Genomic DNA, 14,626 nt, shown 5'->3' with positions numbered 1-14,626 from the left:
CAGCGGGACCGCTGCAGGACCGCAAGGTCACCTTAACCTGTCGCTGCCAAGGCTTGGGGCTCCATGCCGAGACCTAAGAATTCGGCCACGGGAACCTGTCGATGATCCCCCCTGAGAGAGCTCCCTCTCACCGCAAATCTCCACTCCCGCATGCCGCCCTTGCCGGCGCCCGGCGGATGCTTGGCACGATCCGCGGCCGCATCACCATCGCGTTCCTCGTCACCAGCACCATTACGGCGACCCTCGGCCTGTCCGCGGCCACCAGCATCCGCCGCGCCGACGAACTCGTGAGCCGGACGTTCGACAATTCGCTGATGTCGATCAATTACGCGCGCGCGGCCGCCGCCGATTTCGCCGGCATGCGCGCCGCCGATGCCCGACGCTGGACGACCAACGACGCGACCATGCGCGGCGCCCTCAACCAGCGGATCGCCGCCCTCCGACAATCCTATACGGAAAGTCTCGAAATCGCCGTCGACCGGGCGCAGTCGGTCCGGGCGAGCCGGGCGGCCGTGGCCGTGGCCGGCGAGGTCGAGGAATGGCTCGGTGCGCGCCTGAAGCTCTCGGACGGACCGGGTCAGGAGGCGGCCTGGGCCGCCCTCGACCGGCACGCCGTGGCGGCCGAGGAAAACTTCGACCTTCTCATCAACTACACCGCGGGCGACGGCTTCACCTACCGGCAGGAGGCCCGTGCGGTCGTCGCCCGCGAGACGATGCTCAACCTCATCGGCACGCTCATCGCCATCCTGCTGTCCGGCACGGTGGCCTACGCCCTGGGCCGCCGCATCATCCGCCCCCTGGCCGATGCCTCCCAGGTCGCATCGCGGATCGCTGCGGGTGATCTCAGCGGCGACATCCCGGCCGGCAGCGCCGACGAGGTCGGCCGGCTCCTCGCCTCGATGGAGGTCATGCGCGCCAACATCCGCAGCGCCATGGAGCAGGAGGTCGCCCAACGGGTCACCGCCGAGGCCCACCTCGCCGACGCCCTCGAGACCTCGCAGGAGGGTATCGTGGTGGTGGATGCGGAGGGGCACGTCACCCTCACCAACGGCCAGGCCGAATCCTATCTCGGCGTGGATGCGGGTTCGATCCCACCCGGCACCACCGTGGCGCAGCTCGCCGCGGCCACAGCGGATTCGACCAATCTCGCCCGCGCCCTCCTTCACCCCTCCTACGAGAACGGCGAGCACCGACTGAGCGACGGCCGCTGGTTGCGGATCGGTCGGAGCCGGACCCAGGATGGCGGCTTCATGGCCGTGTGCAGCGACATCACCCTGCTGAAGGAGCAGGAAGCCGATCTCGTCTCGACCAACCTGCGCCTGGACACGGCCCTCGACAACATGTCCCAGGGCCTGTGCCTGTTCGATGCCGAGGGCCGGCTCACCGTCGTCAACCGCCGCTATCTCGAAATCTTCGATCTGCCGCCGGATTCCAACATCCTCGGCCTCGCACACGAGAAACTCGTCGCCCTCGGGGGCATTGCGGCGCTGGGCCGTGAGGTTGCCCTGACCGGACCGGAGGGGACGATCAAGGGACGGGACCTGAAGCATCTCAAGAACGGCCGGATCATCGCCATCTCCCACAAATCCGTGGCCGGCGGCGGGATGGTGGCGACCTACGAGGATGTGACCGAACGTCGGCAGGCGGAGGCGCGCATCGCCTTCATGGCCCGCCACGACGTGCTCACCGGCCTGCCGAACCGGACGGTCTTCGTCGAGCGTATCAACGAAGCCCTGGCCCATCTCGGACGCGGCAGCCGGTTCTCCGTGCTCTGCCTCGACCTCGACCGGTTCAAGGAGGTCAACGACACCCTGGGGCATCCCGTCGGCGACGCGCTCCTGCGCGCCGTGGCCGAGCGCCTCGGTGCCTGCGTGCGCGAGGTCGATACGGTCGCGCGCCTCGGCGGCGACGAATTCGCGATCATCCTCAGCGACATCCATCGCCCGGACGACGCCGCGGTGCTGGCCCGGCGCATCGTCGAGGTGATCAGCACGCCCTACACCCTCGACGGACATCAGGTCAGCGTCGGGGTCAGCATCGGCATCTGCTTCGCACCGGGCGACGGCACCAGTTGCGACAAGCTCCTCAAGAACGCCGACGTCGCCCTGTACCGTGCCAAGGCCGACGGTCGGGGCACGTGGCGCTTCTTCGAGATCGACATGGACATCCGCCTTCAGGCCCGGCGTGCCCTCGAGCTCGACCTGCGCGAGGCCCTGGCCAACGGCGAATTCCAGCTGCACTACCAGCCCATCTACGACTTCCGGGCCCGGCGCATCGGCGGGTTCGAGGCCCTGGTGCGCTGGATCCACCCGACGCGCGGCCTCGTCTCGCCGGGCGAATTCATCACCATCGCCGAGGAGATCGGCCTCATCGTGCCACTGGGCGCCTGGTGCCTGAAGACCGCCTGCCAGGAGGCCATGCGCTGGCCCGACGGCATCAAGGTCGCGGTCAACGTCTCGGCGGTGCAGTTCCGCGACGAGATCATCGTCGCCTCCGTGCGCGAGGCCCTGGCGGCCAGCCGGCTTCGGCCCGAGCGCCTCGAACTCGAGATCACGGAATCCGTCCTGCTCAAGGACAACGTTGCCACCCTGGCGACCCTGCACGCCCTGAGGCGCCTCGGGGTCCGCATCGCCATGGACGATTTCGGCACGGGCTACTCGTCCTTGAGCTACCTGCGCAGCTTTCCCTTCGACAAGATCAAGATCGACCAGTCGTTCGTGCGCGACATCACGCCGGCATCCGATTCCGGTCTCATTGTCCGGGCAGTGATCGGACTGGGCTCCAGCCTGGGCATGCGGACCACCGGCGAGGGAATCGAGACCCAGACCCAGTTTGACCGCCTCCAGGCGGAGGGCTGCGACGAGGGCCAGGGCTACCTCATCGCGAAGCCCGGCCCTGCCGCCACCGTGCCGGAGACGATCGCGCGCTGGTCTGGAACCCGGCCGATCCCGTCGCGGGCCGTCGCCTAGGGTCGATGGGCGTGATCCGATGGTCCGGTCCCCGTCGGCCTTGCCCTCCTCACGATGGTTGTCTTCGGTGGTTCGGGCTCCGGCTTTTCGTGCGTCGGCATGAGGTCCGCCTACGCGAGCAGGCCGAGACGGCGATTCCAGGTCCCCTGATGCGGGTCGCATCTGTTCCGCCGTTCCTCGAATGACATCGCGCACCGAGCTGGCGGAGCAGAACCCTGCTACTGCGCCAACCCACCAACCGGTGGGGCCTGTGTGAACCACCAGAAGGTGACCGCCCCGAGCGTGATCAGGAGGATGAAGAGAGTGATCTGAAGCCAGCGTGTCATGCTGCTGGACTAGCATGGTGCTGGTGAGTGGGCGAGACGGTGCGCCGAACCCACATGATGAAGCCGGTCGGGGGCCGGCGACCGGTTTGAGGATGGATGCGGGCCTCGTTCGCCCTTTTGGTCAGAACCCACCCGCCACGCAGGAACCTCGGCAAGCAGCTCGCATCGAACCCGGCCGCCGAGGTCCAATTCGAATGGAGGCCCGTTGGGTCATGAACGTGACCCGCTCCCGGGCTGCGCACCTCGGCGAAACGGCGTGACGACGGCACAAGCCTCCATCGTGGAGAACCCGTGCGGCCCGTCTCCGCCCGAGACGCGACAGTGACGCCTGGAAGCGCTGGAGCAGGCCGTCGCTGGAGAAGGTCGGCCGGCCATGGTGGGGCCGCTTCCTGCCAAGCGCAGAACCGAGGCTCATGGCACATGCAACCTGTGCACGGTTCCCGAATCAGGACGGATCGGGCTATCTCAAGCTTCGCCGTAAGTGCGGCGCACCACCTGAGGAGCCTGGATGACCAAAGACGTGCAGCACGATCGCTCCGCCTCGCCGCTCGCATCTGTCTCTGACGAGATCCATCCAAACCCACTCAAGCGAATGCCGGACATACCGTCTGAAGACGTTTCCCCGACACCCGCAGAAGACGCGGATCTCGCGGCCTTCCATACCGAGAGCTTCGAGGGCTTCAGCTCCTTCGGCTGATCACGGCTCGGAATCGTGGACGGCCTGCGGCGGGCGTAAAACCTGTCGTCCCAGGCCGTCCCCTTCATCGTCTTACGACGAAACGGCGCGATCGTTGCTCGGTTCGCCCCTGGATCGAACCCGACCCGTGCTGCTTTTCAGGGAACGGGCCACCAGCGGGTCGAGGTCCGCGGACGCCTCTCCGAGCTGATCGAAGAGCGGGCGTTTCCGGCCGGGCGCTGCAGTGGGGAATCGGTGGTGCCGCAAGAGGGATTCGAACCCCCGACCCCCTCATTACGAATGAGGTGCTCTACCAGCTGAGCTATTGCGGCGCGAGGCGGTGCGGACCGGAAGGTCGGCGCGGCGTCGTTGGCAGGGTCATATCCGGCCGGGTCGGAATTGGCAAGATGGTCCGGGACGGCGCGGCGGTTACGGGGTGTCGCGATGCAGGCGGGACACTATGCGCGGGCATCGTGCGGTCGGCCGGGGCAGGGCGGGCCGGCTTGCTTGACGGGGGCTCCCGCGGATTCGAAGGGTTGGGGACCGTCTTCAAAGGATCGCCATGTCGCTCTTCGCCCGCCTGCGCGCCTATGCCGCCGACGCCTTCGGGCTCGGGCAGCCCGCCGACGTCGCCGAGGGGGCCGACGAGCGCCTTGCCGCCATCGCGCTCCTCGTCCACGTGGCACGGGCCGACGGCATTCTGGCACCGGAGGAGACCGAGCGCCTCGCCCGTCTCGTCGAGGGGCGCTTCGCCGAAACCCGGGGCGAGGCCGAAGCCCTGATCGCGCGCGCCGCCGCCTTCGATGCGCAGACCCGGGACATGGCGGCCCTGGTGGAGATGATCGGCCACGAAGCCGGGCACGACCAGAAGGCGCGGCTGCTCGCCATGGCGTGGTCCGTCGCCGCGGCCGACGGGACCGTCCACGAGTTCGAGGAGGCCCTGGTCTGGCGCCTCGGCGGATTGCTCGGCTTCGACGAGGCCGGCATCGCCAAGGCCCGCGCCGGAGATCCCCTCGCGGCCGTTCCGTAGGAACGGTCTCATGATCATCGGCCTGACCCTGATCCTGGCGGCCCAGCTCCTGGGCGAGGCCCTGGCCCGGGCCACCGGGGTGCCGGTGCCCGGCCCCGTCATCGGAATGGCCCTGCTGCTCGTCTTCCTCGTGGTCCGCGACCGCTACGCGCGGGTCGCGGCCAAAATCCTGCCGCCGCCCCTGGTGAACGGGCAGCTCGAGGGCGCCGGGCGCGGGCTCCTGGCCAACCTCTCCCTGATGTTCGTGCCGGCCGGCGCCGGCATCGTCGGACGCCTCGACGTGCTCGCCGTGCACGGGGCGGCCCTGGCCGTCATCGTCGTGGTCTCGACCCTGACGACGCTCGCCGCCACGGCTCTCACCTTCGTCTGGGTCTCGCGCTGGATGCGCTCGGGGGAGGGGGCGTGACCGGCGACTTCGCCGTCTGGGTCTACCTGTCGCGGACGCCGCTCCTGTGGCTCACCGTGACCCTGGTGGCCTACGTCGTGGCCGACCGGATCGCCACGGCGACGAACCGGAATCCCCTGGCCAACCCGGTGCTGGTGGCCATCGCCCTCACGGCCGCGGTGCTGGAGGTGACGCGGACACCCTACGCCACGTATTTCGAGGGCGCGCAGTTCGTGCACTTCCTCCTGGGGCCGGCCACCGTGGCCCTGGCATTCCCGCTCTACGAGTACCGCGCCACGGTCCTTCGCGCCCTGGCGCCGATGCTGGCGGCCCTCGTCGTCGGTTCCGTCGTCGCCCTGTCCTCGGCCCTGACCCTCGGCCACCTCTTCGGGGTGCCGCGCGAGGTGATCGTGTCGCTGGCGCCGAAATCCGTCACCACGGGTGTCGCCATGGGCATCGCTCAGACCCTCGGCGGCGACCCGACGCTCGCCGCCGTCATCGTCATGCTGACGGGCATGACCGGCGGCATCCTGGTCACCCCGCTCATGAACCTCCTGCGCATCCGCGACATGCGCGCCCGGGGGTTCGCCGCCGGGCTCGCCGCCCACGGGGTCGGCACGGCCCGCGCCTTCCAGGTCGATGTGGTGGCCGGTGCCTTCGCGGGCATCGCGCTCGGGCTTAACGCCTTCCTCACGGCGATGCTGGCCCCCATCGCCGTGAGTTTCCTTCGATAGACGGTTACTCTGCCGCCACGGGCGTCGGCACGAACCGGCCATCCGCGCCGGCACGCATGTCAATGCGCCGGTCGTGCAGGGCGTGCAGGGTCGAGCGGTGGCCGATGGAGACGATGGTGGTCTCGGGCAGGCGCGCGCGCAGCATCCGGTAGATCGCCGCCTCGGTCGGCTCGTCGAGGGCGGCGGTGGATTCGTCGAGGAAGAGCCAGTCGGGCTTGGCCAGAACCGCGCGGGCGACGGCGAGGCGCTGCTGCTCGCCCCCCGAGAGGCGCTGGTCCCAGGCATCGACCTCGTCGAGGCGGTCGACGAGCTGCGGCAATTGCGCCGCCGCCAGGGCGTCCCGGATCGCGTCGTCCGAAAACTGGTCGGTGGTGGCCGGATAAACTACGGCCCCACGCAGAGTGCCGAGGGGAATGTAGGGTCGCTGCGGCAGCACCAGGGCGGACTGGCCCTTGGGCAGGTCGATCCGACCCTTTCCGAACGGCCAGATGCCCGCGATCGCCCGGAACAGGGTCGACTTGCCCGAACCCGACGGACCCGTGAGCAGGGTCGCTCCCCCCTTGGAAATCGTGAGCGTATCCGCCGCGACGATCGTGCGCCCGTCCGGCAGGCCGAGGGTGAGGCCAGCGGCGGTGACGTCGCCGCGCGTGTCGTTCCCCTGGAACAGGCTCTCGCCGGTGCCGCCGATGGCCTCGGCTTTCGTCATCGCGCGCTTAAACGAGGACAGGCGGTTGGTATTGGCCCGGTAGGCCGCGATGGTCACGTAGGAGTTGATGAAGAACGACAGCGAGGATTGCACGCTGCTGAAGGCATCACCGGTCTGCTGGAACTGGCCCAGGGTGATCTTCTTCAGGAAGTAGGAGGGTGCCGCCAGGATATACGGGAAGACGACGCTGATCTGGCTGTAGGACAGGGTGAAGCTGCCGAGCTTGATCCGCCGGACGATGATGCCGAGGTAGTTGTCGACGATCTCGTGGAACAGGCTGCCGAGGCGTACCGTTTCGGCGCGCTCGCCGCGCAGCAGCGCGATCTGCTCGCCGTAGATCCGGGTGCGGGCCAGCGAGAAGCGGAAATCGGCCTCCACCTTCTCCTGCCGGAAGTCGAGCCCGATCAGCGGGCGGCCGATGATGTGGGTGAGCCAGGTGCCCACCACCGCGTAGCCGACGACGAGCCAGACCAGGAAACCCGGGACGACGGTGTCGGTGAAAGGGAGCACGAAATCGCGCGACAGGCCCCATAGGATGACCATGAAGGAGACCAGGGTCGCGGCCTGGGACAGCAGCCGGATGGAGAGCGTCGTGGTCTGCGAGATGAACAGGTTCACATCGCTCTGGATGCGCTGGTCCGGGTTGTCCGCGTGCTCGTCGGTGAACGGCACCCGGTAATGCGTGCCCGCGTCGAGCCAGCGGCCATAGAAGCTGCGGGTGAGCCAGGTGCGCCAGCGGATATGCAGGGAGGCGTCGACGAAGGTGTCGAACATGCCGACCACGACCCAGATCGTGGCGAGCGGCGTGAACACCCAGACGAGCTGATACCAGAATGCGTCGGCGTTGTATTCCTGCAGGGCGTTGAAGAGGTCGCGGAACCAGAAGTTCAGGCGCAGCTGCAGGGCGACCTGCGCGAAGGTGACGAAGATCGACAGCGCGACGAGGCGTTGACCGATCTTGCCCTCGGTGGAGCCGAACAGCCGGAACGGCCCGATTTCCCGCGTCGGCTTGTCGGTGGTGGCGAAGTAGGGGTCGGCGATGAGCGTGATCGCGCGGATCGGCTCGAGATGCGAGACCGCCAGGACGATTCCGGCGAAGACCACCGCTCCGGTGGCGGCGAAGCTCGGCGGCAGCAGGGCGGCCAGCGTCGTCGGAAGCAGGCTGAAAGCCGCGAGTTGCTTGGCGCCCGCGAGGAACAGGTAACCGACGCCGTAGACCGAGACGAAGACCTTCAGGTAGGCCGAGAGCTTCCCCGAGGCGAGCAGGATCCCCGCCATGGCGAGACCGCTCAAGGACACGTAGAGGGGCGCCGCCGCTTCCCCGGGTAACGCCAGCAGGACGAGCGCGAACAACGCCGTCACGGCAGCCTGCAGGCCGAGGCCCGTCCTCAATACGGCCACGTGCGTCTTCTCCCTGTGATGATCTTCAGGTCCGCGCGCCGTGGCGGAGTTCAGGGGTGCGGGAGTGACGGCGGGTCGTGGCGAGATCGTGGCCGCGCACGCGCAGCGCCCCCCGGCCGGATCGATCCACGAAACCGCGAGCGATCACTGCCAGTCCCAGTCGCCGTAATCGGGCTCGCGGCAACGGTAGCCGATGGGACATTCCGGGTTGTCCCGTGTCGGCACGAAGCGGAGATCGGCGATCTCGGTGATCTCGCAGAAGCTGCGGTCGCGGACGAAGCGCTGGAAGGTCTGGTTGCCGGTATCGAGGAGGATTGCTCCCTGGCGCTTCACCAGCGCCATGGCATCGGCACAGGTCATGCGACCGGTGGTCTGGGCGCTCGCGGGCGTCGCCAGGACGACGCAGAGGGCGAGGGCGAAGCATCTCGTCACGATGGCGGGGCGCCGTTCAGAATGGTTCCGATCGGCCAAGCATGGCAGTTTCCATGGGTCGCGAAAAGGGCAGCACCGTCCCCTGCCGTCCGCTTGCCGCAATCCGGCGCTCTATCCACCGACTGTTGCGCCAGCCGGCGCCGATCAGTGTACGGAACGGTACAGGGGCAACCATGTCGGGACTTTCTATCCTCAACCTCGAGGCCGTGCGCGCCGCTCCCGTGTCGCGCGAGCCGTACACCTTCTTCCTCGGGACGGATGTGCTCGACCACGGCGCCATCGACGCGATCCGCGAGGATTTCCCCACCATCGCCAAGCCCGGCTACCTCACCGTCGACGAAGTGGGTCTCAAAGGTCGGTTCAAGGCGCTCATCGACGAACTGGAGAGCGACGAGTTCTCGCGCATCCTCGGCGAGAAGTTCGGCCTCGACCTCGTCTCGTGCCCGCGCCTGACCACCATCATGAAGAAGAGCCAGCCGAAGTACGGCTCGATCCACACGGATGGCCCGTCGAAGGTGATGACCCTGCTGGTCTACATGAACGACGCCTGGGACGCGCCCGCCGCCGGGCGCCTGCGCGTGCTCTACGACGGCAAGAACTACGAGCCCTTCGCCGTCGAGGTGCCGCCCACCATGGGCACGATGTTCGCTTTCCTGCGGTCCGACAATTCCTGGCACGGCCACGAGCCGTTCGAGGGCGAGCGCCGGGTGGTGCAGGTCGCCTGGGTCAAGGACGCGGCCGAGCTGGAGCGCAAGAAGAAGCGCAACCGGACGGCGCAGTTCCTGAAAGGCATCTTCGGGCGCTGAGGGAGGCCGGACCGACCAGTCGATGCGGACGCGGGTTCGCAAGCGCCGCGATCGGGATTTGATGTACACAAGGATTGTCGCCAGCCTGACCTGATCAGCCAAGACTCGTCCCGCTCCTTCGACTACGTAGTCGCTCCAGCGCCCGATAAAGCTCCGAACTTCGGAAGAGCAGACCGGGTCCGAGGAGACGAGCGCGGAATGGGTCGCGGGGCATGACCGGCAAACTGATCGCGGTGGCCAACATGAAGGGCGGCGTGGGCAAGACCACGACGGTCATCATGCTGGCCGAGGCCCTGGCCGCCGACGGAGCCCGCGTGCTCGTCGTCGACCTCGATCCACAGGCGAGCGTATCGGTCTGCCTCGCGGGCGAGGCGCTGCTGGCCGAGTTGATCGCGCACGGGCGAACCCTGGAAGCCTACCTCGCCCTCAAGCTGATCGCCCGCGAAAAACCCCTGCTCCAGCCGCGCATCCGTGCCGGCGTGAGCGTGACGATGCATCGGGGCGAGCCCCTCGCCCTCTCCCTGCTTCCGGCGGGGCCGCACCTGCGCCTGGTCGAACGGGAAATCCTCTACGCGCTGACCGCCCGGAACCTGTCCATGCGGGGAATCGACGCCAAGCTGCGCAAAATCTTCACGGACGAATTCCGGCCCCTGGCGCAGGCCTACGACTATGTCCTGTTCGATTGCGCACCCGGCCTTTCGCCGATGACCGAAGTGGCCATCCGCGGCGCAGACCTCGTGCTCGTCGCCTCGATTCCCGATTATCTCTCCACCTACGGGCTGGATGCCTTCGTCCAGATCGTCTGGGAGCAGGGGCGGGACGAGGACGGCTCCGCGCCCCGGCGGCCGCCGCATGTCCTGGTGACGCGTTTCCAGCAGCAGGTTCGGCAACATCAGCACATCCTCGCGCGGCTGGAGGCCGAAGCGGCATCGGACGATGCCGGGTTCCGACTCCTTGCCACACGGATTCCGCAGGCCGCCTCCCTGGCGGAAGCGCTGATGCCGCGCGCCGTCCCGCCGACCTTCTCCGCCAAGTACGGGCCGCACGTGTCCGGCATCCTCCGCCCGCTGATCGGCGAAGTGAAGGAGATCTTCCGTGCCGCTTGACGTCGATGGCCTGGCGATCCTGAAGGCCATCCTGGCGGCGCCGGACGCGTTTCCCGACATCGGCGGGGAGGCCGACAGGGCCGCCCGCATGCTGGTGATCCGGCAGTTGAAGGCGAAGACCTTTCCCCTGTCCGGCTTGCGCCGGGTGTACGAGGTACTCGGACACGAGGTGTTCACCCTCGTGGTCGATGACCTCACCGAGGCCGAAACACGGAATCTCGTGGTCCGCTTCGATCCGCGGCATCCCGATGGAAAGACGGCCCCGCCCCATTGGCTGCGCCGCCAGATCGTGGCGCTGGCGGGCGGCGCCGAACCGCACGCCGGTGGCGAAGTGGCCCGGACGCCGCGCCTCTCCCTCCCGGCCGCCGCTCCGGCGGTCCGTGCCATCGGGAGTCCCGCCTTCACCGCGCGCTGGGATGGAAAGGATCACGATCCACGCCCCCGCAAAGGTAAACGCAAGGCCGGGGATTGATCGTTCGGCGCCACCGCTCGACGCTGTCCCCATCGGTCCGAGCCGCGTCCCCTCAAGCCGATGTCTGGACGTCACGAAAAAAGGGCCGCCCTTCGGCGACCCCTTTTTCGTCGTGATCGGACGGACGCCTTTCGAGAATCCTGCCCCCGGCCGGACCCGCCTGAGCGAGCCCGGCCGGGGGAGGGTGTCCGAAGACGATCCTTGAGCGCCTGGACTGCTTAGAAGTCCATGCCGCCCATGCCGCCGCCGCCCGGCATCGAGGGGGCGCCGCTGTCCTTCTTCGGAGCATCGGCGATCATGGCTTCCGTGGTCACCAGCAGGCCGGCGATGGAGGACGCGTCCTGCAGGGCGGTGCGCACGACCTTGGCCGGGTCGACGATGCCGGCCTGGATCATGTCGACGTACTCTTCGGTCTGTGCGTTGAAGCCGTAGGTGATCGAAGAGGTGTTGTCGGTGATCCTGCCGACGACGATGGAGCCTTCGACGCCGGAGTTGGCGGCGATCTGACGGATGGGGGCCTCGAGGGCCTTCAGCACGATCTTGATGCCGGCCTGGACGTCCGGGTTGTCGCTCTTGAGGGCGCGAACGGCCTCGCGGGCGCGGAGGAGGGCGGTACCGCCGCCGGGGACGATGCCCTCTTCCACCGCAGCGCGGGTGGCGTTGAGCGCGTCGTCGACGCGGTCCTTCTTCTCCTTGACCTCGACCTCGGTCGCACCGCCGACGCGGATGACCGCGACGCCGCCGGCGAGCTTGGCCAGACGCTCCTGGAGCTTCTCACGGTCGTAGTCCGAGGTGGTCTCCTCGATCTGCGCCTTGATCTGGGCGACGCGGGCCTCGATGTCCGACTTCTCGCCGAGACCGTCGATGATCGTGGTGGTCTCCTTCTCGATGCGGATGCGCTTGGCGCGGCCGAGCATCGGCAGGGTGACGTTCTCGAGCTTGATGCCGAGATCCTCGGCGATCATCTGACCCTGAGTCAGGATCGCGATGTCCTCGAGCATGGCCTTGCGGCGATCGCCGAAGCCCGGTGCCTTGACGGCCGCGACCTTGAGGCCGCCGCGCAGCTTGTTCACCACGAGGGTGGCGAGCGCCTCGCCCTCGATGTCCTCGGCGATGATGACGAGGGGCTTGCCGGTCTGCACCACGGCCTCGAGAACCGGCAGCATCGCCTGGAGCGACGAGAGCTTCTTCTCGTGGATGAGGATGTAGGGGTCCTCGAGCTCGGCGACCATCTTCTCCGCGTTGGTGATGAAGTACGGGGAAAGGTAGCCGCGGTCGAACTGCATGCCCTCGACGACGTCGAGCTCGGTCTCGGCGGTCTTGGCCTCTTCGACGGTGATGACACCCTCGTTGCCGACCTTCTGCATGGCGTGGGCGATCATCTCGCCGATTTCCTTGTCGCCGTTGGCCGAGATGGTGCCGACCTGGGCGACTTCTTCGGACGAGGCGACCTTCTTGGCGCGGCTCGTGATGTCCTCGACGGCAGCCTTCGTCGCGAGGTCGATGCCCCGCTTGAGGTCCATCGGGTTCATGCCGGCGGCGACGTACTTGGCGCCTTCGCGGACGATGGCCTGGGCGAGCACGGTGGCGGTGGTGGTGCCGTCGCCCGCGATGTCGTTGGTCTTCGAGGCCACTTCGCGCACCATCTGGGCGCCCATGTTCTCGAACTTGTCGGCGAGCTCGATCTCCTTGGCGACGGTGACGCCGTCCTTGGTGATCCGGGGAGCGCCGAAGCTCTTCTCAATGACGACGTTACGACCCTTGGGGCCGAGGGTCACCTTCACTGCGTCGGCCAGGATGTCGACGCCGCGCAGCATCTTCTCGCGGGCGTCGGAGCCGAAACGGACTTCTTTCGCTGCCATGTTGAATTCCCTATCTGGTGAGAAGCCCCGAGGCGCTGAAGGAGCGCGCTCAAAGGGCTCGGGTTAAGGACGAAGGAAGGGGTCGGCCGCTTTAGGCGACGACGCCCATGATGTCGGATTCCTTCATGATCAGGAGATCCTGACCGTCGATCTTGACCTCGGTGCCGGACCACTTGCCGAACAGCACGCGATCACCGGCCTTGACGTCGAGGGGGTTGATGCGGCCGGCCTCGTCACGGGCGCCGGGGCCGACGGCGACGATCTCGCCCTCTTGCGGCTTCTCCTTGGCGGTGTCGGGGATGATGATGCCCCCCTTGGTCTTCTCTTCGCCTTCGATACGGCGAACGACGACACGGTCGTGCAGCGGACGGAACTTCATGAGCTGCCCTCTTGCTCTAAATTCGTGGATGGCGTTGATGCGGCGCGGCAGCGCGCTCAACCCAGGCCGTTAGCACTCTCGATCGGTGAGTGCCAACGATGCCGCGGACGTAGGCGCATGCCTTCCGTGAGTCAAGACTGTCGCAGGTCAGCGCGACGGTCGCGCGACGGCTTTCCTCTCGTTCTCCGCCCCGCCACGGACCATCCTTCCCCCAATGATCCTTCAGCGATGATCAGCCTCCATGGACCACACGGCGCGGTCGAGCCCCAGGGCTCGGAGGCCGCCGATGCGACGCCGACCGTCGCCATCTGGATCGATCTCGACGATCCGAGCGCCGAGGAGGTCCAGCAGGTCGAGGCTACGACGGGCATCCGCGTCCCCTCGCGAAAAGCCCTGAGCGAAGTCGAGAATTCGAGCCGGCTGCGGCGGCTCAAGAATGGATTCTCGCTGTCCACGCCGATGATCACCTTCGACAAGGTCGATTCGTCGTTGAAGCCCCTGGGCTTCGTCCTGACCAAGGACCACCTCGTCACCGTGCGGTTTCACGATCTGCGCGCGTTCGCGGAGGTGAAGAAGCGCATCGCCGAGGGCGACGGCCCGGGGACCACGAGCACGGAAATCTTCCTCCTGCTCGTGGAGGAGCTGGTCGACAGTCTGGCCGATGCCCTGGAGGACATGGGCGCCGACCTCGACGCCCTCTCGACCCGGATCTTCGACTTCGACGTGCGTGGCGGTGCGCCCGCCAGCGACGACAAGCTCAAGACTCAGACGCCGCGCCGCCGCGACCTGGCCCTGCGCCGGATCCTGCGCGGCATCGGTCGGCGCGGGAAGGCGCTCGGCAAGATCCGCTCCAGCCTCCTTGGCCTGGAACGCATCGTCCCCTTCGTCGCCAACGAGTGCGAGCATCTCATCGGTGCCGAGCAGGGGCCACGCTTCGAGGCCGTGCGGCGCGACATCGCCTCCCTGGACGAGTTCGAGATCCGTCAGTCGGAGAACGTCCAGTTCCTCCTCGACGCGACGCTCGGCCTCATCAACATGGAGCAGAACAACACCTTCCGGGTGCTGACCGTGGTCTCCGTGGTCGGTATTCCGCCGACCCTCGTCACGTCCCTCTACGGCATGAACTTCAAGCACATGCCGGAACTCGACTGGGCCTACGGCTATCCCTACGGCCTCGCCCTCGTCGTCCTGAGCGCCCTCGTGCCGATGGTCTTCTTCCGGATGCGCGGCTGGTTCTGAGCGCGGCCCCGCCATCCGGTTGACGGATTCTTCGCGCACGCCCGCTTAGCCTGCCCCCCAGAGGCGCGAGCTCCCCCTCGACGCAAGGCTGCCCGCTCCCGCC

The 14,626-nt window shown here is 67.7% G+C and carries 13 protein-coding genes and 1 tRNA gene; 9 read left to right on the top strand and 5 right to left on the bottom strand.

Translation table 11 applies throughout. The annotated features are described in order from the left end of the window. The first annotated feature begins 176 nt into the window (after positions 1 to 176). Together ASF28_RS16425 and ASF28_RS22615 are read left to right on the top strand one after the other, a co-directional pair. Positions 177 to 2,969: an EAL domain-containing protein gene (locus ASF28_RS16425; RefSeq protein ID WP_244475052.1), complete on the top strand. Its 2,793-nt coding sequence runs from the start codon at positions 177 to 179 to the stop codon at positions 2,967 to 2,969. Between the two features lie 834 nt (positions 2,970 to 3,803). Then, positions 3,804 to 3,992 (top strand): hypothetical protein, encoded by a 189-nt coding sequence (locus ASF28_RS22615; protein WP_147708921.1) that lies wholly within the window; start codon positions 3,804 to 3,806, stop codon positions 3,990 to 3,992. 235 nt (positions 3,993 to 4,227) lie between these two features. On the opposite strand, the gene ASF28_RS16420 is transcribed toward ASF28_RS22615, so the two are convergent. Beyond that, positions 4,228 to 4,303: transfer RNA gene (locus ASF28_RS16420), tRNA-Thr, on the bottom strand. Positions 4,304 to 4,533: 230 nt separating this feature from the next. On the opposite strand from ASF28_RS16420, the gene ASF28_RS16415 reads away from it, so the two are divergent. The 3 genes from ASF28_RS16415 to ASF28_RS16405 are packed head-to-tail and all read left to right on the top strand — an operon-like array spanning position 4,534 to position 6,120. Then, positions 4,534 to 5,001, top strand: a complete 468-nt coding sequence (locus tag ASF28_RS16415) for a tellurite resistance TerB family protein (protein ID WP_056094929.1) — start codon at positions 4,534 to 4,536, stop codon at positions 4,999 to 5,001. 10 nt (positions 5,002 to 5,011) lie between these two features. Further along, a complete protein-coding gene (locus ASF28_RS16410; RefSeq protein WP_056094926.1) occupies positions 5,012 to 5,407 on the top strand; it encodes a CidA/LrgA family protein in 396 nt (131 codons plus the stop codon). Next, entirely contained in the window at positions 5,404 to 6,120 is a 717-nt protein-coding gene (locus ASF28_RS16405) for an LrgB family protein (RefSeq protein ID WP_056094923.1), read from the top strand. Before ASF28_RS16410 ends, ASF28_RS16405 begins: the two co-directional genes overlap by 4 nt. 4 nt (positions 6,121 to 6,124) lie before the next feature. Here the strand turns inward: ASF28_RS16405 and ASF28_RS16400 are convergent, their stop codons facing one another. Together ASF28_RS16400 and ASF28_RS16395 are read right to left on the bottom strand one after the other, a co-directional pair. Then, the gene (locus ASF28_RS16400; protein ID WP_056094921.1) at positions 6,125 to 8,227 is read right to left on the bottom strand and encodes an ABC transporter ATP-binding protein/permease; all 2,103 of its coding nucleotides are present in this window, start codon (positions 8,225 to 8,227) and stop codon (positions 6,125 to 6,127) included. A gap of 144 nt (positions 8,228 to 8,371) precedes the next feature. Continuing rightward, complete coding sequence (locus ASF28_RS16395; RefSeq protein WP_147708956.1) at positions 8,372 to 8,662, bottom strand: hypothetical protein; 291 nt, start codon at positions 8,660 to 8,662, stop codon at positions 8,372 to 8,374. A gap of 170 nt (positions 8,663 to 8,832) precedes the next feature. Here ASF28_RS16395 and ASF28_RS16390 point away from each other — a divergent pair, with 170 nt between their 5' ends. From ASF28_RS16390 to ASF28_RS16380, 3 genes are all read left to right on the top strand, one after another. Next, entirely contained in the window at positions 8,833 to 9,465 is a 633-nt protein-coding gene (locus ASF28_RS16390; protein WP_056094919.1) for a 2OG-Fe(II) oxygenase, read from the top strand. Positions 9,466 to 9,677: 212 nt separating this feature from the next. Continuing rightward, a complete protein-coding gene (locus tag ASF28_RS16385; RefSeq protein ID WP_056094916.1) occupies positions 9,678 to 10,571 on the top strand; it encodes a ParA family protein in 894 nt (297 codons plus the stop codon). Beyond that, entirely contained in the window at positions 10,561 to 11,043 is a 483-nt protein-coding gene (locus tag ASF28_RS16380; RefSeq protein ID WP_056094914.1) for a hypothetical protein, read from the top strand. The genes ASF28_RS16385 and ASF28_RS16380 overlap by 11 nt, the downstream gene beginning before the upstream one ends. Before the next feature lie 218 nt (positions 11,044 to 11,261). On the opposite strand, the gene groL is transcribed toward ASF28_RS16380, so the two are convergent. Both groL and groES read right to left on the bottom strand, forming a co-directional pair. Then, complete coding sequence (gene groL / locus ASF28_RS16375) at positions 11,262 to 12,905, bottom strand: chaperonin GroEL (RefSeq protein WP_056094910.1); 1,644 nt, start codon at positions 12,903 to 12,905, stop codon at positions 11,262 to 11,264. 91 nt (positions 12,906 to 12,996) lie between these two features. Continuing rightward, positions 12,997 to 13,284: a co-chaperone GroES gene (groES, locus tag ASF28_RS16370; RefSeq protein ID WP_056094907.1), complete on the bottom strand. Its 288-nt coding sequence runs from the start codon at positions 13,282 to 13,284 to the stop codon at positions 12,997 to 12,999. A gap of 228 nt (positions 13,285 to 13,512) precedes the next feature. On the opposite strand from groES, the gene ASF28_RS16365 reads away from it, so the two are divergent. Further along, positions 13,513 to 14,523, top strand: coding sequence for a magnesium transporter CorA family protein (locus tag ASF28_RS16365; protein WP_056094904.1), 1,011 nt, complete (start codon positions 13,513 to 13,515; stop codon positions 14,521 to 14,523). Positions 14,524 to 14,626: the final 103 nt, after the last annotated feature.

Source organism: Methylobacterium sp. Leaf99 (assembly GCF_001422375.1).
Lineage (GTDB): Bacteria > Pseudomonadota > Alphaproteobacteria > Rhizobiales > Beijerinckiaceae > Methylobacterium.
The sequence above is the reverse complement of the archived record's forward strand: the minus strand, read 5'-3'. Positions and strand labels throughout refer to the sequence as shown.

What these genes read in the sequence shown, in the direction of transcription:
- ASF28_RS16425 (WP_244475052.1), top strand. Translation starts at nt 177, where the DNA reads ATGCTTGGCACGATCCGCGGCCGCATCACCATCGCGTTCCTCGTCACC.
- ASF28_RS22615 (WP_147708921.1), top strand. Translation starts at nt 3,804, where the DNA reads ATGACCAAAGACGTGCAGCACGATCGCTCCGCCTCGCCGCTCGCATCT.
- ASF28_RS16415 (WP_056094929.1), top strand. Translation starts at nt 4,534, where the DNA reads ATGTCGCTCTTCGCCCGCCTGCGCGCCTATGCCGCCGACGCCTTCGGG.
- ASF28_RS16410 (WP_056094926.1), top strand. Translation starts at nt 5,012, where the DNA reads ATGATCATCGGCCTGACCCTGATCCTGGCGGCCCAGCTCCTGGGCGAG.
- ASF28_RS16390 (WP_056094919.1), top strand. Translation starts at nt 8,833, where the DNA reads ATGTCGGGACTTTCTATCCTCAACCTCGAGGCCGTGCGCGCCGCTCCC.
- ASF28_RS16385 (WP_056094916.1), top strand. Translation starts at nt 9,678, where the DNA reads ATGACCGGCAAACTGATCGCGGTGGCCAACATGAAGGGCGGCGTGGGC.
- groL (WP_056094910.1), bottom strand. Translation starts at nt 12,905, where the DNA reads ATGGCAGCGAAAGAAGTCCGTTTCGGCTCCGACGCCCGCGAGAAGATG.
- groES (WP_056094907.1), bottom strand. Translation starts at nt 13,284, where the DNA reads ATGAAGTTCCGTCCGCTGCACGACCGTGTCGTCGTTCGCCGTATCGAA.
- ASF28_RS16365 (WP_056094904.1), top strand. Translation starts at nt 13,513, where the DNA reads ATGATCAGCCTCCATGGACCACACGGCGCGGTCGAGCCCCAGGGCTCG.